This is a genomic window from Plesiomonas sp. ISS29 (genome assembly GCF_056522795.1).
Genome location: NZ_JAWRZQ010000001.1, coordinates 84,146 through 106,241 on the forward strand (window position 1 = coordinate 84,146; position 22,096 = coordinate 106,241).

General features: G+C 48.1%; 15 protein-coding genes. 7 read left to right on the forward strand and 8 right to left on the reverse strand.

Features of this window, described 5'->3' with window-relative positions; all coding sequences use genetic code 11:
* Window positions 1-9: 9 nt before the first annotated feature.
* Window positions 10-4,470 (reverse strand): glutamate synthase large subunit, encoded by a 4,461-nt coding sequence (gene gltB, locus AC1HDJ_RS00370; RefSeq protein ID WP_479536320.1) that lies wholly within the window; start codon window positions 4,468-4,470, stop codon window positions 10-12.
* 593 nt (window positions 4,471-5,063) lie between these two features.
* Between gltB and mnmL the strand changes: the two genes are divergently transcribed.
* Both mnmL and arcB read left to right on the forward strand, forming a co-directional pair.
* A complete protein-coding gene (gene mnmL / locus AC1HDJ_RS00375) occupies window positions 5,064-5,996 on the forward strand; it encodes a tRNA modification radical SAM protein MnmL/YtqA (protein ID WP_479536322.1) in 933 nt (310 codons plus the stop codon).
* Window positions 5,997-6,177: 181 nt separating this feature from the next.
* A complete protein-coding gene (arcB, locus tag AC1HDJ_RS00380; protein ID WP_479536324.1) occupies window positions 6,178-8,535 on the forward strand; it encodes an aerobic respiration two-component sensor histidine kinase ArcB in 2,358 nt (785 codons plus the stop codon).
* Window positions 8,536-8,643: 108 nt separating this feature from the next.
* On the opposite strand, the gene arcA is transcribed toward arcB, so the two are convergent.
* The gene (gene arcA, locus AC1HDJ_RS00385) at window positions 8,644-9,360 is read right to left on the reverse strand and encodes a two-component system response regulator ArcA (protein WP_438623512.1); all 717 of its coding nucleotides are present in this window, start codon (window positions 9,358-9,360) and stop codon (window positions 8,644-8,646) included.
* A 545-nt stretch (window positions 9,361-9,905) separates the two neighbouring features.
* Here arcA and AC1HDJ_RS00390 point away from each other — a divergent pair.
* Entirely contained in the window at window positions 9,906-10,397 is a 492-nt protein-coding gene (locus AC1HDJ_RS00390) for a putative 4-hydroxy-4-methyl-2-oxoglutarate aldolase (protein WP_479536326.1), read from the forward strand.
* Between the two features lie 40 nt (window positions 10,398-10,437).
* On the opposite strand, the gene AC1HDJ_RS00395 is transcribed toward AC1HDJ_RS00390, so the two are convergent.
* Entirely contained in the window at window positions 10,438-10,995 is a 558-nt protein-coding gene (locus tag AC1HDJ_RS00395; protein ID WP_479536328.1) for a hypothetical protein, read from the reverse strand.
* A 156-nt stretch (window positions 10,996-11,151) separates the two neighbouring features.
* Complete coding sequence (gene aceK / locus AC1HDJ_RS00400; protein ID WP_479536330.1) at window positions 11,152-12,870, reverse strand: bifunctional isocitrate dehydrogenase kinase/phosphatase; 1,719 nt, start codon at window positions 12,868-12,870, stop codon at window positions 11,152-11,154.
* A 138-nt stretch (window positions 12,871-13,008) separates the two neighbouring features.
* On the opposite strand from aceK, the gene AC1HDJ_RS00405 reads away from it, so the two are divergent.
* From AC1HDJ_RS00405 to thrC, 4 genes are all read left to right on the forward strand, one after another.
* Complete coding sequence (locus AC1HDJ_RS00405) at window positions 13,009-13,707, forward strand: tRNA/rRNA methyltransferase (protein ID WP_479536332.1); 699 nt, start codon at window positions 13,009-13,011, stop codon at window positions 13,705-13,707.
* A 541-nt stretch (window positions 13,708-14,248) separates the two neighbouring features.
* Window positions 14,249-16,711 (forward strand): bifunctional aspartate kinase/homoserine dehydrogenase I, encoded by a 2,463-nt coding sequence (gene thrA / locus AC1HDJ_RS00410; RefSeq protein ID WP_479536334.1) that lies wholly within the window; start codon window positions 14,249-14,251, stop codon window positions 16,709-16,711.
* Window positions 16,712-16,713: 2 nt separating this feature from the next.
* Entirely contained in the window at window positions 16,714-17,661 is a 948-nt protein-coding gene (thrB, locus tag AC1HDJ_RS00415) for a homoserine kinase (protein WP_479536336.1), read from the forward strand.
* Between the two features lie 3 nt (window positions 17,662-17,664).
* The gene (thrC, locus tag AC1HDJ_RS00420; RefSeq protein ID WP_479536338.1) at window positions 17,665-18,948 is read left to right on the forward strand and encodes a threonine synthase; all 1,284 of its coding nucleotides are present in this window, start codon (window positions 17,665-17,667) and stop codon (window positions 18,946-18,948) included.
* 148 nt (window positions 18,949-19,096) lie between these two features.
* Here thrC and AC1HDJ_RS00425 read toward each other — a convergent pair whose 3' ends face one another.
* The 4 genes from AC1HDJ_RS00425 to grcA all read right to left on the reverse strand — a co-directional run bounded on the left by AC1HDJ_RS00425 (window position 19,097) and on the right by grcA (window position 22,015).
* Entirely contained in the window at window positions 19,097-20,119 is a 1,023-nt protein-coding gene (locus AC1HDJ_RS00425; RefSeq protein ID WP_479536340.1) for a SecDF P1 head subdomain-containing protein, read from the reverse strand.
* A gap of 117 nt (window positions 20,120-20,236) precedes the next feature.
* On the reverse strand, window positions 20,237-21,259 hold the full coding sequence (locus AC1HDJ_RS00430; RefSeq protein WP_479537935.1) for a dicarboxylate/amino acid:cation symporter: 1,023 nt from the start codon (window positions 21,257-21,259) through the stop codon (window positions 20,237-20,239).
* Window positions 21,160-21,411 (reverse strand): hypothetical protein, encoded by a 252-nt coding sequence (locus AC1HDJ_RS00435; RefSeq protein ID WP_479537930.1) that lies wholly within the window; start codon window positions 21,409-21,411, stop codon window positions 21,160-21,162. The genes AC1HDJ_RS00430 and AC1HDJ_RS00435 overlap by 100 nt, the downstream gene beginning before the upstream one ends.
* A 220-nt stretch (window positions 21,412-21,631) precedes the next feature.
* Entirely contained in the window at window positions 21,632-22,015 is a 384-nt protein-coding gene (gene grcA, locus AC1HDJ_RS00440) for an autonomous glycyl radical cofactor GrcA (RefSeq protein ID WP_479536344.1), read from the reverse strand.
* Window positions 22,016-22,096 lie beyond the last annotated feature (81 nt).

Consider the following 22,096-nt stretch of genomic DNA (forward strand, 5'->3'; position numbering starts at 1 on the left):
GATCTCCCTTTACTGCGCCTGAACCCGGAGTTCCGCCGAAGAGCGGCTACGGTGACCAAGTAGTGCTTTAACATCGCTGGATTTCGGTTTTACCAGCACAAATTTATCCGCCCAACTTTCCCAGTTAGCGAGGATCTCTTCACCACGGCCAGAGCCGGTAGACTGTACATGCTCGGTAATTAAACCGCGCAGATGCTCTTGATGGATCGCCAGATCAGTGACATCAAGCACCTCGACCAATTCAGCATTCACCCGCTTACGGAACTCACCGCTTTCATCGAGCACATAAGCAAACCCGCCAGTCATTCCTGCGCCAAAGTTCACGCCGGTACGCCCCAATACGCAGATAATACCGCCGGTCATATATTCACAACCGTTATCACCAATGCCTTCAACAACGGCAATTGCCCCTGAATTACGTACGGCAAAACGCTCTCCGCCACGGCCAGCCGCAAATAATTTACCGCCAGTTGCACCGTATAAACAGGTGTTACCGATAATCGTGGCCTGATGGGCTTTAAACGCCGAGCCAATCGGTGGGCGAATGGCAATTTTACCGCCGGCCATGCCTTTACCGACATAGTCATTGGCATCACCGGTCAGCGACAGTTCAACACCGCCTGCATTCCAAACACCAAAGCTTTGTCCAGCCGTGCCGCTAAACTGCACTTTAATCGGATCGCCAGCCATCCCCTGATTACCCAAACGGGAGGCAATATCGCCCGACAACCGCGCGCCAACCGAACGGTCAGTATTGCGAATATCAAAGAACAGCCGCTTAGCTTTGCGCTCTTCTAGGCACTGCTGTGCTTGCTGCAACAACTGAGTATTCAGCTCACCTTTATCAAACGGCGGATTGCCTTCGGTACAGTACATTGCCTTACCCGGATGTGGCTTGGCAGTGACCAGCAACGCTGACAAATCGAGTTTATTTTGTTTCGCACTGATACCGTCAATTTCGGTCAGCAGGTCTGTACGGCCAATCAAATCAACCAGTTGTGTTACACCAAGCTGCGCCATCAGTTGACGGGTCTCTTCTGCGATAAACTGGAAATAGTTAATCACCCGCTCAGGTAAACCGTGGTAGTGATCACGGCGCAGTTTTTCATCTTGTGTTGCAACACCAGTAGCACAGTTGTTTAAGTGGCAAATACGCAGATATTTACAGCCTAGCGCCACCATCGGGCCGGTACCAAAACCAAAGCTTTCCGCACCTAAAATCGCCGCCTTGATGATATCAAGACCGGTTTTTAAACCGCCATCAACCTGCAAACGGATCTTATGGCGCAAACCGTTCGCCACCAATGCTTGTTGGGTTTCTACTAAGCCCAATTCCCACGGGCAACCGGCATATTTAACGGACGCAAGCGGGCTCGCACCGGTACCACCATCGTAACCGGCGATAGTAATTAAATCGGCATACGCTTTGGCCACGCCAGTGGCGATAGTGCCAACACCGGGTTCGGAAACCAATTTGACCGAAATCAGTGCCTTCGGGTTAACCTGCTTTAAGTCAAAAATCAGTTGCGCCAGATCTTCAATCGAGTAGATATCATGGTGTGGTGGAGGTGAAATCAGGGTGACACCAGGCACCGAGTAACGCAGTTTTGCAATGTACGGCGTAACTTTATCACCCGGCAACTGCCCGCCTTCACCCGGTTTTGCACCTTGTGCGACCTTAATCTGAATTACATCAGCATTCATCAGATAGTGCGGCGTAACCCCAAAACGGCCAGAGGCCACTTGTTTGATACGCGATACTTTATTGGTGCCAAAGCGTACCGGATCTTCACCACCTTCACCCGAATTGGAAAAACCACCTAGCGTGTTCATCGCAACCGCCAATGACTCATGCGCTTCTGGGCTTAATGCGCCAATTGACATGGCCGCGGTATCAAAGCGTTTAAACAGCTCGGTCGCCGGTTCAACCTGCTCAAGCGCTACGGTTTCACCCTTTGGCGTGACTTGCAGCAAATCGCGCAGTGTGGCAACGGGGCGATTATTCACCAAATCAGCATAACGCTGATAATCGCTAAATTTGCCTGAGTGCACGGCTTGTTGCAGGGTTTGCACCACATCTGGGTTGTAAGCGTGATATTCGCTGTTATGCACATATTTTAGCTGCCCCCCCTGCTCAAGTGGTTTACGTTTTAACCACGCGCGGCGGGCTAAATTGCTCAGGTCTTGCTGGAAATCACTAAAATCAGCGCCTTCAATCCGGCTCGGTACACCGTGGAAACAGAGATCAACCACTTCAGAGGCGATCCCGACCGCTTCAAACAGCTTCGAGCAGCGGTAAGACGCAATGGTTGAGATCCCCATTTTTGACATGATCTTATACAGACCTTTGTTGATGCCGTTACGGTAATTCAGCATCAGTGTGCGGTACGGTTTATCAATTGCACCGTCATCGGCCAGTTTTGCCAGTGACTCATACGCCAGATACGGGTAAACAGCCGTAGCACCAAACCCGAGCAGCACCGCAAAATGGTGCGGATCGCGTGCACTCGCAGTTTCAACAATGATGTTGGCATCGCAGCGCAAGTTATTGTCAACCAAACGGGTTTGCAGCGCGCCAACAGCCATCGCTGCAGGAATCGGTAAACGATCTTGTGCAATGGCCCGATCAGAGAGCATCAGCAATACCGAACCACTGCGAACATGTTGCTCGGCCTGATCACAAAGATCATACACAGCTTGCTTGAGATCTTTTTCGCGCGGATCAAAGGTGATATCCATCGGCGTATGCCGGTAGAATTTATCATCCAACGAAAGCAGTTGATGATAGTCAGAGTAAAGCAGGATTGGGGATTTGAAATTGACCCGATGTGCCTGACCTTCCGCCTCACAAAACACGTTCATCTCTTGGCCAATTGAGGTTGCCAGTGACATAACATGTGCTTCACGCAGTGGGTCAATCGGCGGGTTGGTCACTTGCGCAAATTGCTGGCGGAAGTAGTCATAAATACCGCGAGATTGGGTCGACAACACCGCAAATGGGGTATCATCGCCCATTGAGCCAACCGCTTCTTGGGCGTTTTCACCCAGCACCCGCAGGATATTATCTAGCTCTTCGTTGCTGTAGTTAAACTGCTTTTGATAGGTGGCAAGTTGCTCGTCATTCAGATCACGGCAACCCACTTGATCGTCGGGCAACTGTTCGAACGGGATTAAACGCTTAACGTTTTTCTCCATCCACTCTTTATACGGATGGCGCTGCTTGAGATCGTTATCGATCTCTAGTGAGTGCAAGATCTTGCCGTAACGGGTATCGATCACCAACAGTTCACCCGGGCCAACACGCCCTTTTTCAACCACTTCATCAGGCTGGTAATCCCAGATCCCTACCTCTGATGCACAGGTAATCAGTTTATCGGTGGTGATGACATAACGTGCTGGGCGCAAACCGTTACGATCAAGGTTACAGGCAGCATAGCGGCCATCTGACATCACCACACCGGCTGGACCATCCCACGGCTCCATGTGCATGGAGTTAAAGTCATAGAAAGCGCGAAGATCATCATCCATATCCGGATTATTCTGCCATGCTGGCGGGATCAACAAACGCATGGCGCGGAATGGATCCATCCCGCCGCTTAAGAACAGCTCTAACATATTATCGAGTGAGCTAGAGTCTGATCCGGTTTCGTTCACAAAAGGAGCGGCAGTTTGCAGATCAGGGATCAGCGGGGTATTGAACTTGTAAGCACGCGCACGCGCCCACTGGCGGTTACCGGTAATAGTGTTAATTTCACCGTTGTGCGCCAGATAGCGGAACGGCTGGGCCAACGGCCAGCGCGGTACGGTATTGGTTGAAAAACGCTGATGGAATAAGCAAATGGCAGACTCCATCCGCAAATCGGCCAGATCTAAGTAAAAACGCGGCAGATCTGAGGGCATGCACAGCCCTTTATAGATATTCACCAGATTCGATAAGCTACAAACATAAAAATCTTTGTCATCTTGAATGCGCTTTTCAATCCGGCGGCGCACTACAAATAGGCGGCGTTCAACATCGCGCGGTCGCCAACCTGCTGGTGCGTTAACAAACAGTTGTTCAATCACCGGCAGTGAAGCCAGTGCAATTTCACCGAGTACATCAGGGTTTGTCGGCACCACACGCCAGCCAACCACAGAGAGGGTTTCTCGTTGTAATTCTTCCTCTGTAATTTGACGCGCGATTGCGGCTTTAACAGGGTCTGTACTCAAAAAGAACATGCCGACGGCATAGTTCTTTGCCAAGTGCCAGCCACGCTCTTCAGCAACCATACGGAAAAAACGTTCCGGTTTTTGCATTAATAAGCCGCAGCCGTCACCGGTTTTACCGTCGGCTAAAATCGCCCCCCGGTGCTGCATTCTGGCTAACGCGTGAATCGCGGTACGCACTACCTTGTGGCTGGGCTCACCTTCTATGTGGGCAATAAGCCCAAAACCACAGTTATCCCGTTCCTGGGATGAATCGTACAGCATGATTGCCTTCCTCCCTTGCCTTAACCCAACGACAAAATACTCTGCATAAATATGGCGATGCCGCTTTTTGCCGAATCGCTTCCAATCGACTTCTCAAATTAACGATAAATGTTACATAGGTCAAACATTGTGTAATCGATTCGCAACATGCTCGACAAGGTTAATTTTTTCTCCTTTATTTTATTATTCATGCAGTTGCACTGGCATAAGTCACTTCACTACCGCAATCAACCAAGGGGATACCTCAAGGGCTTAGTAGCAGAGGATCGTTTTTTTCAACTATCCACTACAATATCCTTCTGTAAAGAGGCTTACTTTTAATGATTATTGCTTATTTATTTAGCATTCAAGGGATAAAGATAAGTGTTAAGCCTCATTGAAAAATAACTGCACTGCACATTTTTCAATAAAATCATTAAGTGCATAAATAAATGATAAAAATGATTTTATATTCCATTAAGGGAGTTGTTTTTCATCCCCAAAATAGGTATTAAAAATGTTTTTACTCGGATGAATTTGGGTTGATCCGCATCATTACAACGAGATAACAAAACCTGTAATCTGAGCCGCTTTATGTTGGGCGGAACAGAGCAATGCAGCTGCACGAATTAGTGAATATGTTTGGCGGTGATCTGCGCCAGCGCTACGGTGAAAAAATCCACAAATTAACCTTGCACGGTGGTTTTAGCTGCCCCAATCGTGATGGCTCACTCGGCCGTGGTGGCTGTACATTCTGCAATGTTGCCTCATTTTCTGATGAAAATGCACAGTATCAATCTATTGCCGATCAGGTGGCCGCACAGGCGAAAAAAATCCATCGGGCACAACGCTATCTGGCCTATTTTCAAGCCTATACCAGCACCTATTCTGAACTGTGTTTGTTAAAGCGCATGTATGAAGAAGCCTTACAACAGGCTGATATTGTAGGGCTTTGTGTTGGAACTCGGCCCGATTGTGTTTCAGATGCAGTGCTTGATCTGCTGGCTGATTATCAGCAACAAGGATATGAAATCTGGCTAGAACTCGGTTTGCAATCGGCGCAAGATCAAACGTTAAAACGCATCAACCGTGGCCATGATTTTGCCAGCTATGTGTATACCACTCAGGCGGCACGCGCACGTGGATTGAAAGTGTGTACTCACTTAATTGTCGGGTTACCGCACGAAACAAAAGCCGATTGCCTAAACACACTAGCACAGGTGATTAACGCCGGTACTGACGGTATCAAGCTGCACCCGCTGCATATTGTCAGCGGCAGCACCATGGCCAAAGCATGGGCTGCTGGCCGCCAGCAAGCGATAGAATTGACTGAATATGCGGATATCGCTGCCGAGATGATCCGCCACACCCCGCATGACATTATTTACCACCGCGTATCGGCCAGTGCCCGCCGACCGACACTGTTAGCGCCGTTGTGGTGTGAAAACCGCTGGACAGGCATGGTTGAGATTAACCGATTGCTCTGTGAACGCGGACCACAAGGCTCGGCACTAGGTCAACCTTTTCTACGCAAACAAGAAAAGTAAGTATTCACTTATAAAGGCGCATTCACTGATCAGCCGCTCAAGTACTGACACTCAACGATCTGCCAAGCGGCATTGTTATGCCAATCCTGTGATTATACGAACAGGCTAAACACGCCAAGGTGGAGTGCAGTGCCAACTCACAGTAAGATGGGATCTCACGCTCTTTTTCTACGGATGGTGTATGAACCGGATAAAAATCCTAGCGCAATATTATGTTGATTTGATGGTCAAACTGGGAATTGTCCGGTTTTCTATTTTGCTAGCGACCATACTGGTGGCGCTGGCATTAGTGGTACAGATTGGCGTAACCCTTTTTTTGCAAGGCTCAGTGCATGGCATTGATGTTGTGCGCTCGGTTTTCTTTGGATTACTGATCACCCCGTGGGCAGTCTACTTTCTTTCTGTGGTGGTCGAGCAGCAAGAGGAGTCACGGCAACGGCTAGCCAATGTTGTCAGTAAATTGGAAGAGATGCGTGAACGTGATTTACGGCTTAATGCGCAGTTGCAGGAAAAAATCCAGCAATTGAGCCTCGAAAATGAAGAGCGCTGCAAAGCTGAACATGCCCGCCAAATTGCAATGGAAGATCTGGAAAATGAGGTCTACGAACGCGAACAGGCACAAATTCAGCTCGCCCAGCAAGGCGCACTGTTGCGCTCATTTTTAGATGCCTCACCCGATCTGGTGTATTACCGTAACGAACAGGGGCAATTTTCAGGCTGTAACCGCGCCATGGAGTTGTTGGCCGGAAAAGTAGAAAAACAGCTGATTGGCCTTACGCCGTGGGATGTCTACAGCAAAGATGTCGCCAATAAGGTTGTCGAAACTGATGCCGATGTCTTTCAGCACAATATGCCGTTAACTTATGAGCAGTGGCTTGATTATCCTGATGGGCGCAAAGCCTGTTTTGAACTGCGTAAAGTGCCTTTTTATGACAGACAAGGCGTGCGCCGGGGTCTGATGGGTTTTGGCCGTGATATCACTGAACGAAAGCGCTATCAGGAAGCACAAGAGAAAGCCAGCCGTGACAAGACAACCTTTATTTCAACGGTCAGCCATGAGCTGCGCACGCCTCTCAATGGTATTGTCGGTTTAAGCCGGATCCTACTTGATACTGAACTGACCACAGAGCAGCATAAGTACCTGAAAACTATCCACCTGAGTGCGATAACACTCGGCCATATTTTCAATGATATTATTGATATGGATAAACTTGATCGCCGCCGGTTAGAGGTGTTTAAAAAGCCAACCGACTTTATCGGGTTAATCAGCGATCTTGAGAATCTCTCTGGTTTACTTGCCGAACAAAAAGGTCTTAAATTTCAGCTTGTTCGCCACGAACCACTGCCAGATTGGATTGAAGCTGACGGTACTCGTTTGCGGCAAATATTGTGGAATTTAATTGGCAATGCCATGAAATTCACCCAACAAGGTGGCGTAACCCTCACCCTCAGCGCCGAACATCAGCATGACAGCACCCTGCTACGCTTCTCGGTACAAGATACCGGGGTGGGTATTCCTCCGGCTGAAATTGACAAGATTTTTGCCATGTATTATCAGGTGAAGGGGCAGGATGGCCGTTTAAATCCAACCGGAACGGGGATCGGATTGGCGGTATCTCGTCGTCTTGCCCAGATGATGGGCGGTGATATTCATGTTACTAGTGAACTCAATAGTGGCTCTTGTTTTACACTTGAAATCAGTTGCAAAGAGCTGCAATCGCCCACTACAGAAACTCAAAGCACACCAACACCGATCCCCCCACTGCACATTCTGTTGGTTGAAGATATTGAACTGAACGTGGTAGTAGCCCGCTCGGTACTGGAAAAACTGGGCCATTCGCTGGATGTAGCCATGACCGGTGAGCAAGCTTTACAGCTGTATCAGCCGGATAAATACAACTTGGTGTTGCTTGATATTCAACTGCCTGATATGACAGGGTTTGATATCGCCTGCCGTTTACGTGAGCACTACAGCACCTTACCTCCACTGGTCGCTCTGACTGCCAACGTATTGAAAGATAAGAGCGAATATCTTGCCAGAGGTATGGATGATGCATTAAGCAAACCGTTATCGGTCAAAGCGTTGCAGGCCATGCTTACCCGTCAGCTGCCAGTGGCCAAAGTGAGCAATAACCTCAGTACCACCGCCAATCATCTGATAGAGCAAGAGCCAATTGATCAAGAGCGCCACCTCAATACCGAGATGCTTGAGCAGTACCTTGAGCTGGTCGGGCCGGCATTAATGCTCAATAACGTTGATTTGTTTGAGAAAATGCTGCCTGAATATCTGGCAATTCTTGATTCCAACATGATTGCCCGCGATCAGGATGGGATCGTTTCAGAAGCACACAAGATCAAAGGGGCTGCCGGTTCTATCGGCTTGAAATATATTCAGCAACTGGCGCAGCAAGCGCAGTCACCGGATCTTCCAGCATGGTGGGATAATGTGGATGATTGGATTGACGAAATCCATCGCGGCTGGCGTACCGATGTTGCGCTATTGCGTCAGTGGATCAACACTCACACCACCAACGCATAGTGCACATCTCGGATCTAAAAATCAGGCATAAAAAAAGGCGCACTCTGCGCCTTTTTTACACGGTTTATTCCGTTATTTATCACAAGTTATAACGGGAGACTGAAACAATTACTCTTCAAGCTCGCCGCAAAAACGGTAACCTTCACCGTGAATGGTCGCGATAATTTCTGGCGTATCTGCAACCGACTCAAAATGCTTACGAATACGACGAATGGTAACGTCAACCGTACGATCGTGCGGCTTCAGCTCACGACCGGTCATTTTTTTCAGCAACTCAGCACGTGACTGGATCTTGCCCGGGTTTTCGCAGAAATGCAGCATCGCACGGAATTCACTGCGCGGTAACTTAAACTGCTCGCCCGCTGGGCTAACCAGTGAACGGCTGTTGATGTCTAACGTCCAGCCATTAAAGCAGTACTCTTCAACCAGACGACGCTCTTCTGTGCCGCTACCGATATTCATTGTACGAGACAACAAATTACGTGCACGGATAGTCAGCTCACGCGGGTTGAATGGCTTGGTAATGTAGTCATCTGCGCCGATTTCCAGACCCAGAATTTTATCCACTTCATTATCACGGCCGGTCAAAAACATCAGCGCGATATTTGCTTGCTCGCGCAGTTCACGCGCCAGCAACAGGCCATTTTTGCCTGGCAAATTAATATCCATGATAACCAAGCTGATATCATGATCAGACAACATCTGGTGCATTTCGGTGCCGTCATTGGCTTCGTGAACCATGTAGCCTTCGGCTTCGAAAATACTTTTCAGCGTGTTGCGTGTAACCAGTTCGTCTTCGACGATCAAAATGTGCGGGGTTTGCATGTATGCTACCTAAGACAATGACAAAAATATGAATCTTGTGGTGTAAGATTATGCACTAAACATTACTCTGGCTAATGCTGACTCTTCATGCGTAGTGCACAGAAATTAACTTATAATTCAGCTGCTTGTGCTTTCCTTAGGCGCGATGTTGGCACATTTGCCTACGCAGAACACCGCAGATGTCGTCAATGACTAATGGCAGGAAATATTTTATATACGTAATATTCTATCTGTGTAACAGCATTATAACAATGCGCTATGCTCGACTAGCGAAAATAATATAAACTTGCTTGATATATATCAAAGTTTACTAACCTTACCAATCTTAGCCTAAAACGCATATAAAATATCACCATTTATCAATAATTTGTTTATCAATATGTGCGGAATTTATGCTAGTTATTAACAACAGACACACTCTTTACTGACTGATTCTATCTGCAGTTGTAACGCATTTATTATCTGTCCGTTAGTGGCTTTATGTACTATCGTTATTCGGTAGGATAATTAAGTAACTACTTGAATTTAATAACAAGGATCGAGCCATGTTGGATTTACTGCCTGATTTGTGTGATTGCTACGCAGAGTCACTGACGGTGTTACCCCCGTTATTTCGCAATTTTGGTGGGAAGCCGATTTTTTATGGTTCAGTGGTTACTGTTCGTTGCCCCGAAGATAACTCGCTGGTACGGGAGATTGTCGCCCAACCAGGGTACGGGCAGATTTTGGTGGTCGATGGCGCAGGATCACTGCGACGTGCACTGCTTGGCGATCAACTGGCGTACAAAGCGCAACACAATGGCTGGGCTGGTATCGTGGTTTTCGGTGCGATACGCGATGTTGGTGAGCTGGCACAGATGCCACTTGGCATTCAGGCACTCGGCGCTTGCCCGATGAAAACTGATAAGCGCGGGCTGGGTGAGCACGGGATCAGTGTAGATATTCAGGGGATCAGAATTCATCCGGGAGACTGGCTATATGCCGATCTAAACGGTATTGCCATTTCAAAAACCGAGCTGGATCTGACACAGCTGTAATCAGATTAGCTCTAAACCAAGCCAGCGAAAAGTCATAACGTTAAAAATCAACCCCCAGACCTAACCCAAGTTGGATATCTGACATTTTTTCTGATTTTTGAAGATTCATTCCCGCTTTAATATCCATCACCTGATTTAACTGCATTGCACTGCCAAAACCAATCGCTGCTTGGTAAGCATCACCGTTCATTGAAGGGCCTGCCGCCGACTGGTTTTGCCAGCTTACCGCACTCTCTAGCCGTAACGATTGTGTCAGCTGATAACTAACACCGCTAAGAATACCCTGATGCCGTTTTCCAGCATTGATTGACGGCGCTGAGAGTTGATTGGCCACAAAAACCTGCCACTGCGAGTTCATCTTAACCTCAACCCCGCTAGAGATATGCCATTCATCAAACGAAGTCAGCTCATTACCTGAATCAAAATAAGGGCGAGTTTTAAAATCACTCAGCGATAATGCCAAAGCCGGAAAGCTCATTGCAGCGCTTATCAATGCCGCGAACAGTAACGGCATCACCACTACACTTATCTGCTGGGAGCTGGCGACATAACTTTTGAAAGTACCAACATCCCACCCAAACCCTGAAACTGAAGGCATAATCCAAATCCTTCTGAAAGCCGCTGACACAACCGACATATCGTGTACATAACACGCATTGTTTCAGTATGTGTCATCACTGCTATTTTTTCCTGACACTGGCCTTTGTTTTTTAATCAAACCGCTGTTACAGCCTGATTTCACGCTATTTTTAAATCAATTGCGCGAAAATCGTAGTTTACGGTGATACGGGAACACATCCTCAATATGCCCCTGCTCTATTTTTTGCTGTAAATCACGCCAATAACGGGCTTCGAACAGATCGCCGTGCAGCTCTTCAAATACCCTTTTTACCTGCGGGTTAATGCAAAGAAATGTACGAAACTCTTCAGGGAAGATATCCAGCGGCCCGACGCTGTACCAAGGTTCAGCCGCCATTTCATCTTCTAAATTTCGCGGTGCGGGAATATCACGGAAATTCATCTCGGTCATGTAATTAATCTCATCATAGTCATAAAACACCACCCGACCATGACGTGTTACCCCAAAGTTTTTAAACAGCATATCGCCGGGGAAAATATTGGCCGCCGCCAGCTGCTTAATAGCGCTGCCATATTCATCAAGTACCTGACGCAACTGCGCTTCATCGGCCTGTTCAAGATAAATATTGAGTGGAGTCATGCGCCGTTCCATATACAGGTGGCGGATGATCAGCTCATCGCCGTTCTCTTCCAGCATAGAAGGCGCTTCACGGCGCAGTTCATCAAGCAATTCAGCGCAAACCCGTTGCCGTGGTAGTACAAAGTTTTCGTACTCTTGGGTATCGGCCATGCGCCCGACCCGATCATGCTCTTTTACCAGCCGGTATTTACTCTTTACTGTTTCACGCGTCATCTCTTTTTGTGGTGCAAAACGGTCTTTAATCACTTTAAAAACAGTATCATAAGAGGGAAGCGTGAAAACCAGCATCACCATACCTTTGATGCCCGGCGCAATAATAAAAGGATCATCAGAGCAATCTAAATGGCGCAAATATTCACGATAAAACTCGGTTTTCCCGTGCTTTTGGCACCCAATCGCCGTATATAACTCAGCCTGAGTTTTAGCCGGTAAAATGGTTTGCAGCCAGCGAACCACCGCTGAGGGCACAGGTGCATGCACCATAAAGTAGGAGCGCGCAAAACCAAATACGATACTGATATCGTCAAATTCAGTTAAGCAGGTATCTACAAAGATCCCGCCCTGCTGATTATGGTGAATTGGTAGCACAAAAGGCGCATAGCATTGATTTGGTAGGTTAATTCGCCCGATCAGATACGCGGCTTTATTGCGGAAAAAGGGCTCTCGTAATGTAGTGATAGACGCTTGAGCAAGGGTTGAGGGATCAAAGCGAGCGCTCAGACGGCGGCTAATATGCTCAATATCACGCGTGAGAGCTTCCCACGGTAACGTAAACGACATGTCATCTAAAATCTGCGCCAACACCGTAGGAACACCACGTTGCAAAGCATAGGTTTTATCCAAAGGCCGCTGAGGAAGATCTTCACGTGCAGTTTGTGAACTAAATACAAACAGTTTATGCGGCTTTAAATTCCGGTGGGAAAAAATACGGCAATAAACAGAATTAAAAAAACTCTCGGCAATTTCATAGCGCGGATAATCGTGTAGCAGGGTTTCAAACGCACTCTTAACCCGCATCACAAAATGTGGATCACTGTACAGATCACCGCTCATGCTTTTTAACTGGGCCACCGCCAGTGTGACATGGTGATCATACAGGTTAATCCGCTGTTTCATGGCATCTTGCACCGCATGCCACTGCGCCTGCTCAAAGCGCTGTTGCGCACCGGCGGTGATCTCGAGAAAACGCCCATATTGCGCATCGAACCCTTGCAGTATGGTGTGAGCAATTAAATATTCCAGTGCCGAAGTCAATTCTCATATCCTTATGCTTATATTTTCACCACAACTTGTTACTATGGCTGCTATTTGCTCAGTGCGCAACTGCCTAAAATTGCATTTCTCAGGGAAGTCGTTAGAGTTTGCGGCAGTGGAATATTGAGGGAAGTGATAATGCAGTTTCATATTATTTTGGTCGAACCGGCACGGCCGGAAAATGTCGGTGCCGCTGCTCGGGCGATGAAAACTATGGGGTTTACTTCACTGCGTATTGTAAACAGTGATGCGCACTTGCAAGACCCAGCCCGTTGGGTTGCTCACGGCTCGCAAGAGGTACTGGCATCGGCACAAGTTTTTTCTACGTTAGCAGAGGCTGTTGCCGACACTGAATGGGTAATAGCCAGCACAGCCCGTGAACGGGCACGCTTCAACTATTATGCAACCCCACGTGAAGTATTGACGCAAGCACATGAAAAACAGAGCTGGATGCACTCTGCCGCACTGGTTTTTGGCCGTGAAGAGTCTGGGCTGACCAATGAGGAGTTGGCGCTGGCTGATCTGCTAACCTGCGTGCCTATGCAGGCCGACTACCCTTCACTCAATTTGGGTCAGGCTGTCATGGTGTATTGCTATCAACTGGCAGAAGTGAACGGCGTTGCCCCGGAAACCGAATGTCCACCACAAGCGGGCCAACTACAAGCTTTGCGCCGTCGCATGCAAAATTTACTGGTACAAATGGCAGTAGATGACGATCAAAAGCTGACTGACTGGCTAGATCAACGAATGGGGGTACTCGCCCAGCGTGATACTGCAATGTTACATACTTTGCTTAATGATATTGAAAAATATTGTGCAGCCAAAAAAGTGCTGTAATCACCCCTATTTTTATATCAAACCCTACTAATAGACTATTTTTAAGCGATAAATAACGTAAACAATAATCTTTTTAGCTATTAATATCACACTAGAGTGCAGCAAAATTAGAGTGTCATGCGATCAGTTGATTGACATCATCTCAAATTTGCTTTAACCAATAGGGTAATTTATGCGGTGTCAGCCGTAGGTGAGATGTAACCACGTTATAAATAACGTGGTTACTAAGCAGTATCAAGATCAAGCCAGAAGAGATGAAACGATGCCAAGCACTGCCCTGATGGTCATGATTATTACCACCACCACGACAATGACCATAACAGGTCATGGCGCGGGCTGACGCACACATACACAAAATGATTCAGGCCCGTATCCCCCCAAGGAACGGGCCTTTTTTTTGAGCCTGTTTTTCGTATCCATTTTAGTGACCTGTGCAGCAGGATAGATACGGCAATAATAGACAACAGTTTTTGCGCGAGACTCTGCTAACTAGCTGATTCGCTCAGAAAACGGATATTCATTCAGCGAAGGGAGAGCTGTGATGCGAGTACTAAAATTTGGTGGAACTTCACTGGCTAATGCCGAGCGATTTGCACGTGCTGCCGATATTATTGAAAGTAATGCCCAACAAGGGCAAGTGGCTGCCGTACTCTCAGCACCGGCCAAAATAACCAACCACTTAGTGGCTATGATTGAAAAAACGGTAGCCGGGCAGGATATCCAGCCCAATCTTCATGATGCAGAGCGCATTTTCACCGATCTGCTGCAAGGGTTGCACGCCGAATTAGCCGCTTTTGATATCGCCAAAGTACAGGCATTTATTGCACGTGAATTTGCTGATTTACGCCAACTACTGCACGGTATCAGCTTGTTACGCCAGTGTCCTGATAGTATCAATGCCAGCATCATCAGCCGGGGTGAAAAGCTCTCTATTGCGGTGATGGAAGCACTGTTTATTGCCCGTGGTTATCCGGTAAAAGTGATCAATCCAGTGGTCAGCCTGCTGGCCCGTGGCAACTATCTTGAATCAACGGTAGATATTGATATCTCTACCGCACGCTGTCAGGCCGATCCGATTCCACAAGGCGCGGTTGCGCTGATGGCCGGTTTTACCGCCAGCAATGAAAAAGGCGAATTAGTGGTACTTGGCCGCAATGGTTCTGACTACTCAGCAGCCGTGCTAGCTGCCTGCTTGCGTGCAGAGTGTTGTGAGATCTGGACAGACGTAGATGGTGTTTACACCTGCGATCCGCGTTTAGTGCCTGATGCACGCCTGCTCAAATCAATGTCGTATCAAGAGGCGATGGAGTTGTCATACTTCGGCGCTAAAGTCTTGCACCCACGCACTATTCTGCCGATTGCCCAGTTCCAGATCCCCTGCTTGATCAAAAACACCGCCAACCCGCAAGCCGAAGGCACATTGATTGGCGCTGACAGCGGCGCTGATAAGCTTGATGTAAAAGGCATCACCAATTTATCGAATGTGGCGATGCTGAATGTCTCAGGGCCGGGTATGAAAGGCATGGTTGGCATGGCTGCCCGTGTTTTTTCGGTGATGTCGCGCACGGGTATTTCAGTGGTTTTAATTACCCAATCATCTTCTGAATACAGTATCAGTTTTTGTGTGCCGCAATCAGAGCTGGCAAAAGCGCAGCGGGCGCTGACTGATGAGTTTTATTTAGAGCTGAAAAATGGCCTACTCGAACCGCTGGATGTACAAGAGAAACTGGCCGTTGTTTCAGTAGTCGGTGACGGCATGCGCACTGCACGCGGGATCTCGGCACGCTTTTTCACCGCGCTGGCACAGGCCAATATCAATATTGTCGCCATTGCTCAGGGCTCTTCCGAGCGCTCAATCTCGGCGGTAATTGCCGATGAAAAAGTGACCGAAGCGGTTCGCAGTTGCCATGAAGCACTGTTTAGTTCACGCCAAGTTATTGATGTATTCGTGATTGGCGTTGGTGGCGTTGGTGGCGCATTGGTTGAACAGATCCGCCGTCAACAGCCGCGTTTGCTGGCACAAAGCAATACACAGCTGCGCGTGTGCGGGCTATCCAATTCACGCGCAATGCTGCTTGATGTCAACGGAATCGCGCTTGAACACTGGCAAGATCAGATTCGAACGGCGGAAGAGCCATTCTCATTTGCACGGCTGATCCGAGCAGTAAACCAGCATCATCTGCTAAATCCGGTGATCGTAGATTGTACCTCAGATCAACACATTGCTGATCAGTATGCCGAATTTCTGGCCGCCGGATTCCACGTTATCACGCCAAATAAAAAGGCCAACACCTCTTCAATGGCGTACTACCATTTGCTGCGCCGCACGGCACAAAACAGCCGCCGTAAATTCCTGTACGACACTAACGTAGGTGCGGGGTTGCCGGTCATTGAAAACCTGCAAAACTTACTCAACGCTGGTGATGAACTGACCCGCTTTAGCGGTGTACTCTCCGGCTCATTATCCTTTATGTTCGGTAAACTCGAAGAGGGTATGAGCCTGTCAGCAGCAACCACATTAGCACGCAGCAAAGGCTTTACCGAACCTGATCCACGTGATGATCTCTCCGGTATGGATGTCGCCCGTAAGCTGCTGATTCTGGCACGAGAAGTGGGTTATTCGCTGGAGCTGAGCGATGTTGAGGTCGAGGGTGTTTTACCGGCTGACTTTGATGCCTCAGGTGATGTTGAGAGCTTCATGGCCCGCTTACCGGAACTTGATCAGGCCTTTGCGGTGCGGGTGGCCGATGCTGAACGTGCCGGTAAGGTGCTGCGCTATGTGGGTCAAATTGAAGAGGGCCGCTGCAAGGTCTCAATTGTCGCTGTTGACGGCAGTGATCCGCTGTATAAAGTCAAAGAGGGTGAAAATGCGCTGGCCTTTTACAGCCGTTACTACCAACCGCTGCCGCTGGTACTACGCGGTTATGGCGCGGGTAACGATGTCACAGCGGCCGGTATTTTTGCTGATTTATTACGAACCCTGCCGTGGAAGCGTGGAGTTTAACAATGGTCATAAAAGTCTATGCGCCGGCCTCTATCGGTAATGTGAGTGTCGGATTTGATGTTCTGGGTGCAGCGGTAACGCCGGTTGATGGCTCACTGCTTGGTGATGTCGTCAGTGCCGAAGCCTGTCACGAGCCGTTTGAGCTATCATGCCGTGGCCGTTTTGTGGATAAACTACCCGTCAATCCGCATGAAAATATCGTGTATCAGTGTTGGGTACTCTTTAGTGAGCGCTTGCACTTGCAGGGGAGAAAAACAAAACCAGTACGTCTAGTACTCGAAAAAAATATGCCCATCGGCTCGGGGCTTGGCTCAAGTGCCTGCTCTATTGTCGCGGCACTGGTCGCGCTAAATGAGTGGAACGATTGCCCGTTTGATGAGCACGCCATGTTAAGCATGATGGGTGAGCTAGAAGGGCGGATCTCCGGTAGCATTCATTACGATAATGTCGCCCCCTGCTACCTCGGTGGTTTACAACTGATGGTGGAAGAACTCGGTATTATCAGCCAGTCAGTACCCTGTTTTGATGAGTGGTATTGGGTCATGGCCTACCCCGGAATTAAGGTTTCAACTGCCGAAGCACGGGCTATTTTACCAGCGCAATATCGCCGCCAAGACTGTATCACCCACGGCCGTCATCTGGCCGGATTTATCCACGCCTGTTACAGCCGCCAGCCACGTTTGGCGGCACAGATGATTAAAGATGTTATTGCTGAACCTTATCGTGAGCGCTTACTTCCCGGCTTTGCCGAGGCGCGACGCCACGCCGCAGATATCGGCGCGCTGACTACCGGGATATCCGGTTCAGGCCCGACACTGTTTTCCGTCTGTACCGACTATGCTGTAGCAACACGGGTTGCACGCTGGCTAACGGAAAACTATCTGCAAAATGACGAAGGATTTGTCCATATCTGCCGGATGGATCTGGCAGGCGCGCGCATACTGGAGTAACCAATGAAACTGTATAATATTAAAGATCACAATGAGCAGGTTAATTTTTCACAGGCAGTACGTCAGGGGTTAGGCAGCCAGCAAGGGCTATTTTTCCCGTTTGACTTGCCGCCACTGAGCAATATCGATCGGCTATTGGATTTACCGTTTGTCGAGCGTAGCAGTGAAATTCTCAGCGCTTTAATTGGTGATGAAATGCCGGCCGAGCAAGTGCATGCTTTAGTCGATCGCGCATTCAATTTCCCGCTGGCTTTACAGCCGGTTGCTGACAACATCTATGCATTAGAGTTATTCCATGGGCCAACTCTTGCCTTTAAAGACTTCGGCGGCCGTTTTATGGCGCAGGTACTTGAGCATGTCAGGGGCAAAGAGAAGATCACCATTCTTACTGCCACATCAGGTGATACCGGTGCTGCCGTTGCACAAGCGTTTTATGGGATAGAGCAGATCCAAGTAGTGATCCTCTATCCAAAAGGGAAGATCAGCCCCTTGCAAGAGAAACTGTTTTGCACCTTAGGCGGGAATATCCACACACTCGCCGTAGAGGGGGATTTTGATACCTGTCAGGCATTAGTGAAACAAGCCTTTGATGATGAGCCACTGCGTCAGGTAATTGGTCTAAATTCAGCCAACTCTATTAATATCAGCCGGTTACTAGCACAAATATGCTATTACTTTGAAGCTGTTGCACAGTTGCCGAAAGAGAAACGTAATCAACTCGTAGTGTCTGTACCGAGCGGTAATTTTGGTAACCTGACTGCTGGGCTGTTGGCACAAAGTCTAGGTCTGCCAATTAAACGCTTTATTGCCGCCACCAATGCTAATGATACCGTACCACGGTATCTAGCCAGCAAACAGTGGCAACCCAACGCCACGGTAGCAACGCTGTCAAACTCAATGGATGTCAGCCGCCCCAACAACTGGCCGCGCATTGAAGAGCTGTACCGCCGCAAAGAGTGCCGCATTCCGACGCTGGCTTCCGGTTCAGTCAGTGATGAGCAGATGAAAGAGACACTGCAACAGCTTGATCAACAAGGCTATCTGTGTGAGCCGCACGGTGCTACGGCGTACCGGATACTGGCCGAGCAGTTGCAAGAGGGTGAAACCGGCATCTTTTTATGTACCGCGCATCCGGCAAAATTCAAAGAGAGTGTCGAGCAGATCCTCGATAAAGAGATAGGGCTTCCTCCGGCATTAGCGGCACGTGCTGATCTTCCACTGTTATCCGACCCAATGTCTGCCGATTTTACGCAGCTAAAACAGTGGCTAACTAAAACGCTACTGTAAATCATTCAAACGAACTGACGGCAATGTACTAAAAGCACACCCGAAAATACGAAGTAAAGCATCAAGCAAAACACAAAACAAAAAGCCGATCCCCTGCAGGGAATCGGCTTTTTCATTCGTCATTATCGGATCACTAACCAGTTTTCACTTAGATTGCAGACTCAGGTTCAGCCAACTCCTGATGGACTTTACGCACACTTTTGATCCATGCATCAGTATAATATGGGGTTACATGCTGCTGTGCCGCCGTTCGAGCCTCTTGCAGTGAACTGTACTCGCCCTGCACCACTAAATACCACGCCTGTTTATGCCGTAGCGTTTTATACAGGTATCGCGGCATGGATGTGCCAGATGACGGAATATTACGCTCCTGCTCTACCGCCTTGGCCAACGGATAATTTGGGGTAGCAATTAGCTGGATAGTATAGGCACTGGCCGGCATTGACCGCAGCTTTTGCACTACAGTAGACATATCGGGTATTAGAGGTGTTATCGGCACAGTCGACTCTGGCAAAGTTTCAGCCAGTAATTGCGTTTTTTTTGTATTAATCGGTACATCCATTGCTAATGGCACAGCAATATCGGGCTCACCTGATAAAGGTGAGTCAGGTTGTAACACTCCTGTGGAATGCACGCTATTTTCTACCGGAAACAAGGGCATTCCAGCCTGAAAAATTACCGTAGGCACTGTACTTATTGCCTGCTGATAACGGCCAATATTGCTTTGTATTCGCATCGAATACACCAATGACTTTGCCACAACTTCATCAGCAATACCGTCAATCAATAATGAACTACCATCAATCGGCATTTGAATAATCGGCATCGAGAGCAATTGCCCATCAATCAGTACCGCTAGATTACCCTGCACATGCTCACGGGTTTGTGTCGATAAGATCGACTGCCCCTGAGCAGAAAGATCAAGCCGAACAGTTGGCCCGCTGCCATCCATTGAATAAATATAAAAAACATCATCAATATGCTGGCACTGCAGTAATGGCGGTGACAAATAAAAACGCTCATCTTCACTGTTGCGAAACTCAATCGCGTTGGGGTTTTGCGCTTCATACAACAGATGCAGCGATAAACGCGGAATACATGCCTCGGCAATGCGAGAGCTGATCGCCGAAGATACACAACCACTGAGTACTCCGCCAAAGAGTAAACACAATATTACGCAAAGAAGGCGCAACCCTCTTGCAGGGAAGCGCCTTCTGTATTGCCGGAAAGTTTTCGCTATCATCAAAAACATGAAAACATGCCGTTCAACCAGAATAAACCACGCGGCTTACGCCTGCGTAGCCTTGGCCTGATTAGGGTTCTCATGCGGTAAACCGTTATCAACCAGTAAGCTGATTGCACCATCACCTGTCACGTTACAGGCAGTACCAAAACTATCTTGTGCCAGATACAGTGCAATCATCAGTGCCAACTGTGCTTCGGTAAACCCAAGCATTGAACCTAGCAGGCCTAGTGCTGACATTACCGCACCACCGGGCGCGCCCGGCGCAGCAATCATAGTGACACCCAGCATCAAAATAAACGGCAGCATAGTCAGCAGGCTTGGAATGGCCATGTGTTGTGCCAGATACATCACCGCAGTGGCACAGGTCACCAGAGTAATGGTCGAACCCGAAAGATGAATGGTGGCACACAGTGGAACGGTAAAGTTTGCTACCCCCTCACTCACTCCCATTGCTTTGCTCTGACGCAATGTCACCGGAATGGTGGCGGCAGATGACATTGTACCTACTGCGGTAAAATAGGCCGGCAGCATAGTCCGCAGCAAAAACAGCGGTGAACGGCCAGATACCAGACCCGCAGCAACATACAGCACGGTCAACCATAACCAGTGCATACTGATTGCCAAAACCAACACAATACCGAACGTTTTCAAGGTACTAAAGACTGTACCATCAAGGGTCATTTCGGCAAAAACACCCGCAATATACAGTGGTAGCAAAGGAATAATGACGTTTGCCAGCAAACCATCAATAATGTCACGGCCACCATCACTGGCCGCTTTCAGTGTAATATTCTGTGTTTTACTGATCCCGATTCCGAACAAAAATGCCGTTGCCAGCGCGGTCATCACCCCAAATAGCGGGGGAATCGACATCTGCATAAACGGCTCTAATTTCACCGCATTGTGTGCGATAGATTCAGCAACCGGTGTTAACAGCGGAATAACCTGACTGGCAATCAGAAACGCTAATGTACCGGCAACAATGGTCGAGGCGTATGCCAACCCCACTGTTTTACCGAGCAGTTTGCCCGAATTCTGCGGTAAACTGGCAATACCGCTGGTAATAAAAAAAGAATAATCAGTGGGATAGTAAAATTAATCATTTCACCAATCAGCACTTTTATGGTCAAGAGTGTACGTAAAAACCATTCGGGGGCAAAAAAGCCGAAGATCACCCCAGCCAGTATCCCGGCGATGAGTTTCGCTATTAATTTCATGTAAGAATTCCTGTACTTAATCGTGGTTTATTACTTTTTTATTGCTAGTCATAACGAACCGCTAGCATTGTTGAATAAACTACCATAAAAACAGCGAAACATCTGTGACTAGAATGCAAGGAAGAGATGAGAGAGGTGTAACACATAACCAAATAAAAAAGGAGACATAAAGCCTCCTTTTTTCTGCTAAATAAACAACTTAGCGGTGTATCACCAATACTTACAGGCTCTGTGTAAAAGTACGGGTAATCACATCACGCTGTTGTTCTGGTGTCAGTGAGTTAAAACGCACTGCATAACCAGAAACACGAATAGTCAGTTGTGGGTACTTCTCTGGGTGATTCACCGCATCTTCCAGTGTTTCACGCTTGAGTACGTTAACGTTCAGGTGCTGACCACCTTCCACACGTACTGTTGGCTCTACATCCAGCGCCACTTCGCGGTACTCAATGTCACCCAGTTCGTTAACCGGTACGATCTGGTCTTCAGCAAAATCACTTTTAGCACAAACACAACGTGCTTCATTAGTGGTGCTGTCTAGTAACCAGAAAGAGTTCAGCAGTGAGTCATTTGCTGCTTTAGTGATCTGAATTCCAGTAATCATAGCGATCTCCCACAAGGTAATTATAGAAAGAGTTGATAGTTTACAACCTTTGTTGATGGTTATTGTGTGACCTTGCTTGAT

Excerpts from the sequence above, each read along its gene's own strand:
- gltB (WP_479536320.1), bottom strand. The coding sequence starts at position 4,470 with ATGCTGTACGATTCATCCCAGGAACGGGATAACTGTGGTTTTGGGCTT.
- mnmL (WP_479536322.1), top strand. The coding sequence starts at position 5,064 with ATGCAGCTGCACGAATTAGTGAATATGTTTGGCGGTGATCTGCGCCAG.
- arcB (WP_479536324.1), top strand. The coding sequence starts at position 6,178 with ATGAACCGGATAAAAATCCTAGCGCAATATTATGTTGATTTGATGGTC.
- arcA (WP_438623512.1), bottom strand. The coding sequence starts at position 9,360 with ATGCAAACCCCGCACATTTTGATCGTCGAAGACGAACTGGTTACACGC.
- AC1HDJ_RS00390 (WP_479536326.1), top strand. The coding sequence starts at position 9,906 with ATGTTGGATTTACTGCCTGATTTGTGTGATTGCTACGCAGAGTCACTG.
- AC1HDJ_RS00395 (WP_479536328.1), bottom strand. The coding sequence starts at position 10,995 with ATGCCTTCAGTTTCAGGGTTTGGGTGGGATGTTGGTACTTTCAAAAGT.
- AC1HDJ_RS00405 (WP_479536332.1), top strand. The coding sequence starts at position 13,009 with ATGCAGTTTCATATTATTTTGGTCGAACCGGCACGGCCGGAAAATGTC.
- thrA (WP_479536334.1), top strand. The coding sequence starts at position 14,249 with ATGCGAGTACTAAAATTTGGTGGAACTTCACTGGCTAATGCCGAGCGA.
- thrB (WP_479536336.1), top strand. The coding sequence starts at position 16,714 with ATGGTCATAAAAGTCTATGCGCCGGCCTCTATCGGTAATGTGAGTGTC.
- thrC (WP_479536338.1), top strand. The coding sequence starts at position 17,665 with ATGAAACTGTATAATATTAAAGATCACAATGAGCAGGTTAATTTTTCA.
- AC1HDJ_RS00435 (WP_479537930.1), bottom strand. The coding sequence starts at position 21,411 with ATGAAATTAATAGCGAAACTCATCGCCGGGATACTGGCTGGGGTGATC.
- grcA (WP_479536344.1), bottom strand. The coding sequence starts at position 22,015 with ATGATTACTGGAATTCAGATCACTAAAGCAGCAAATGACTCACTGCTG.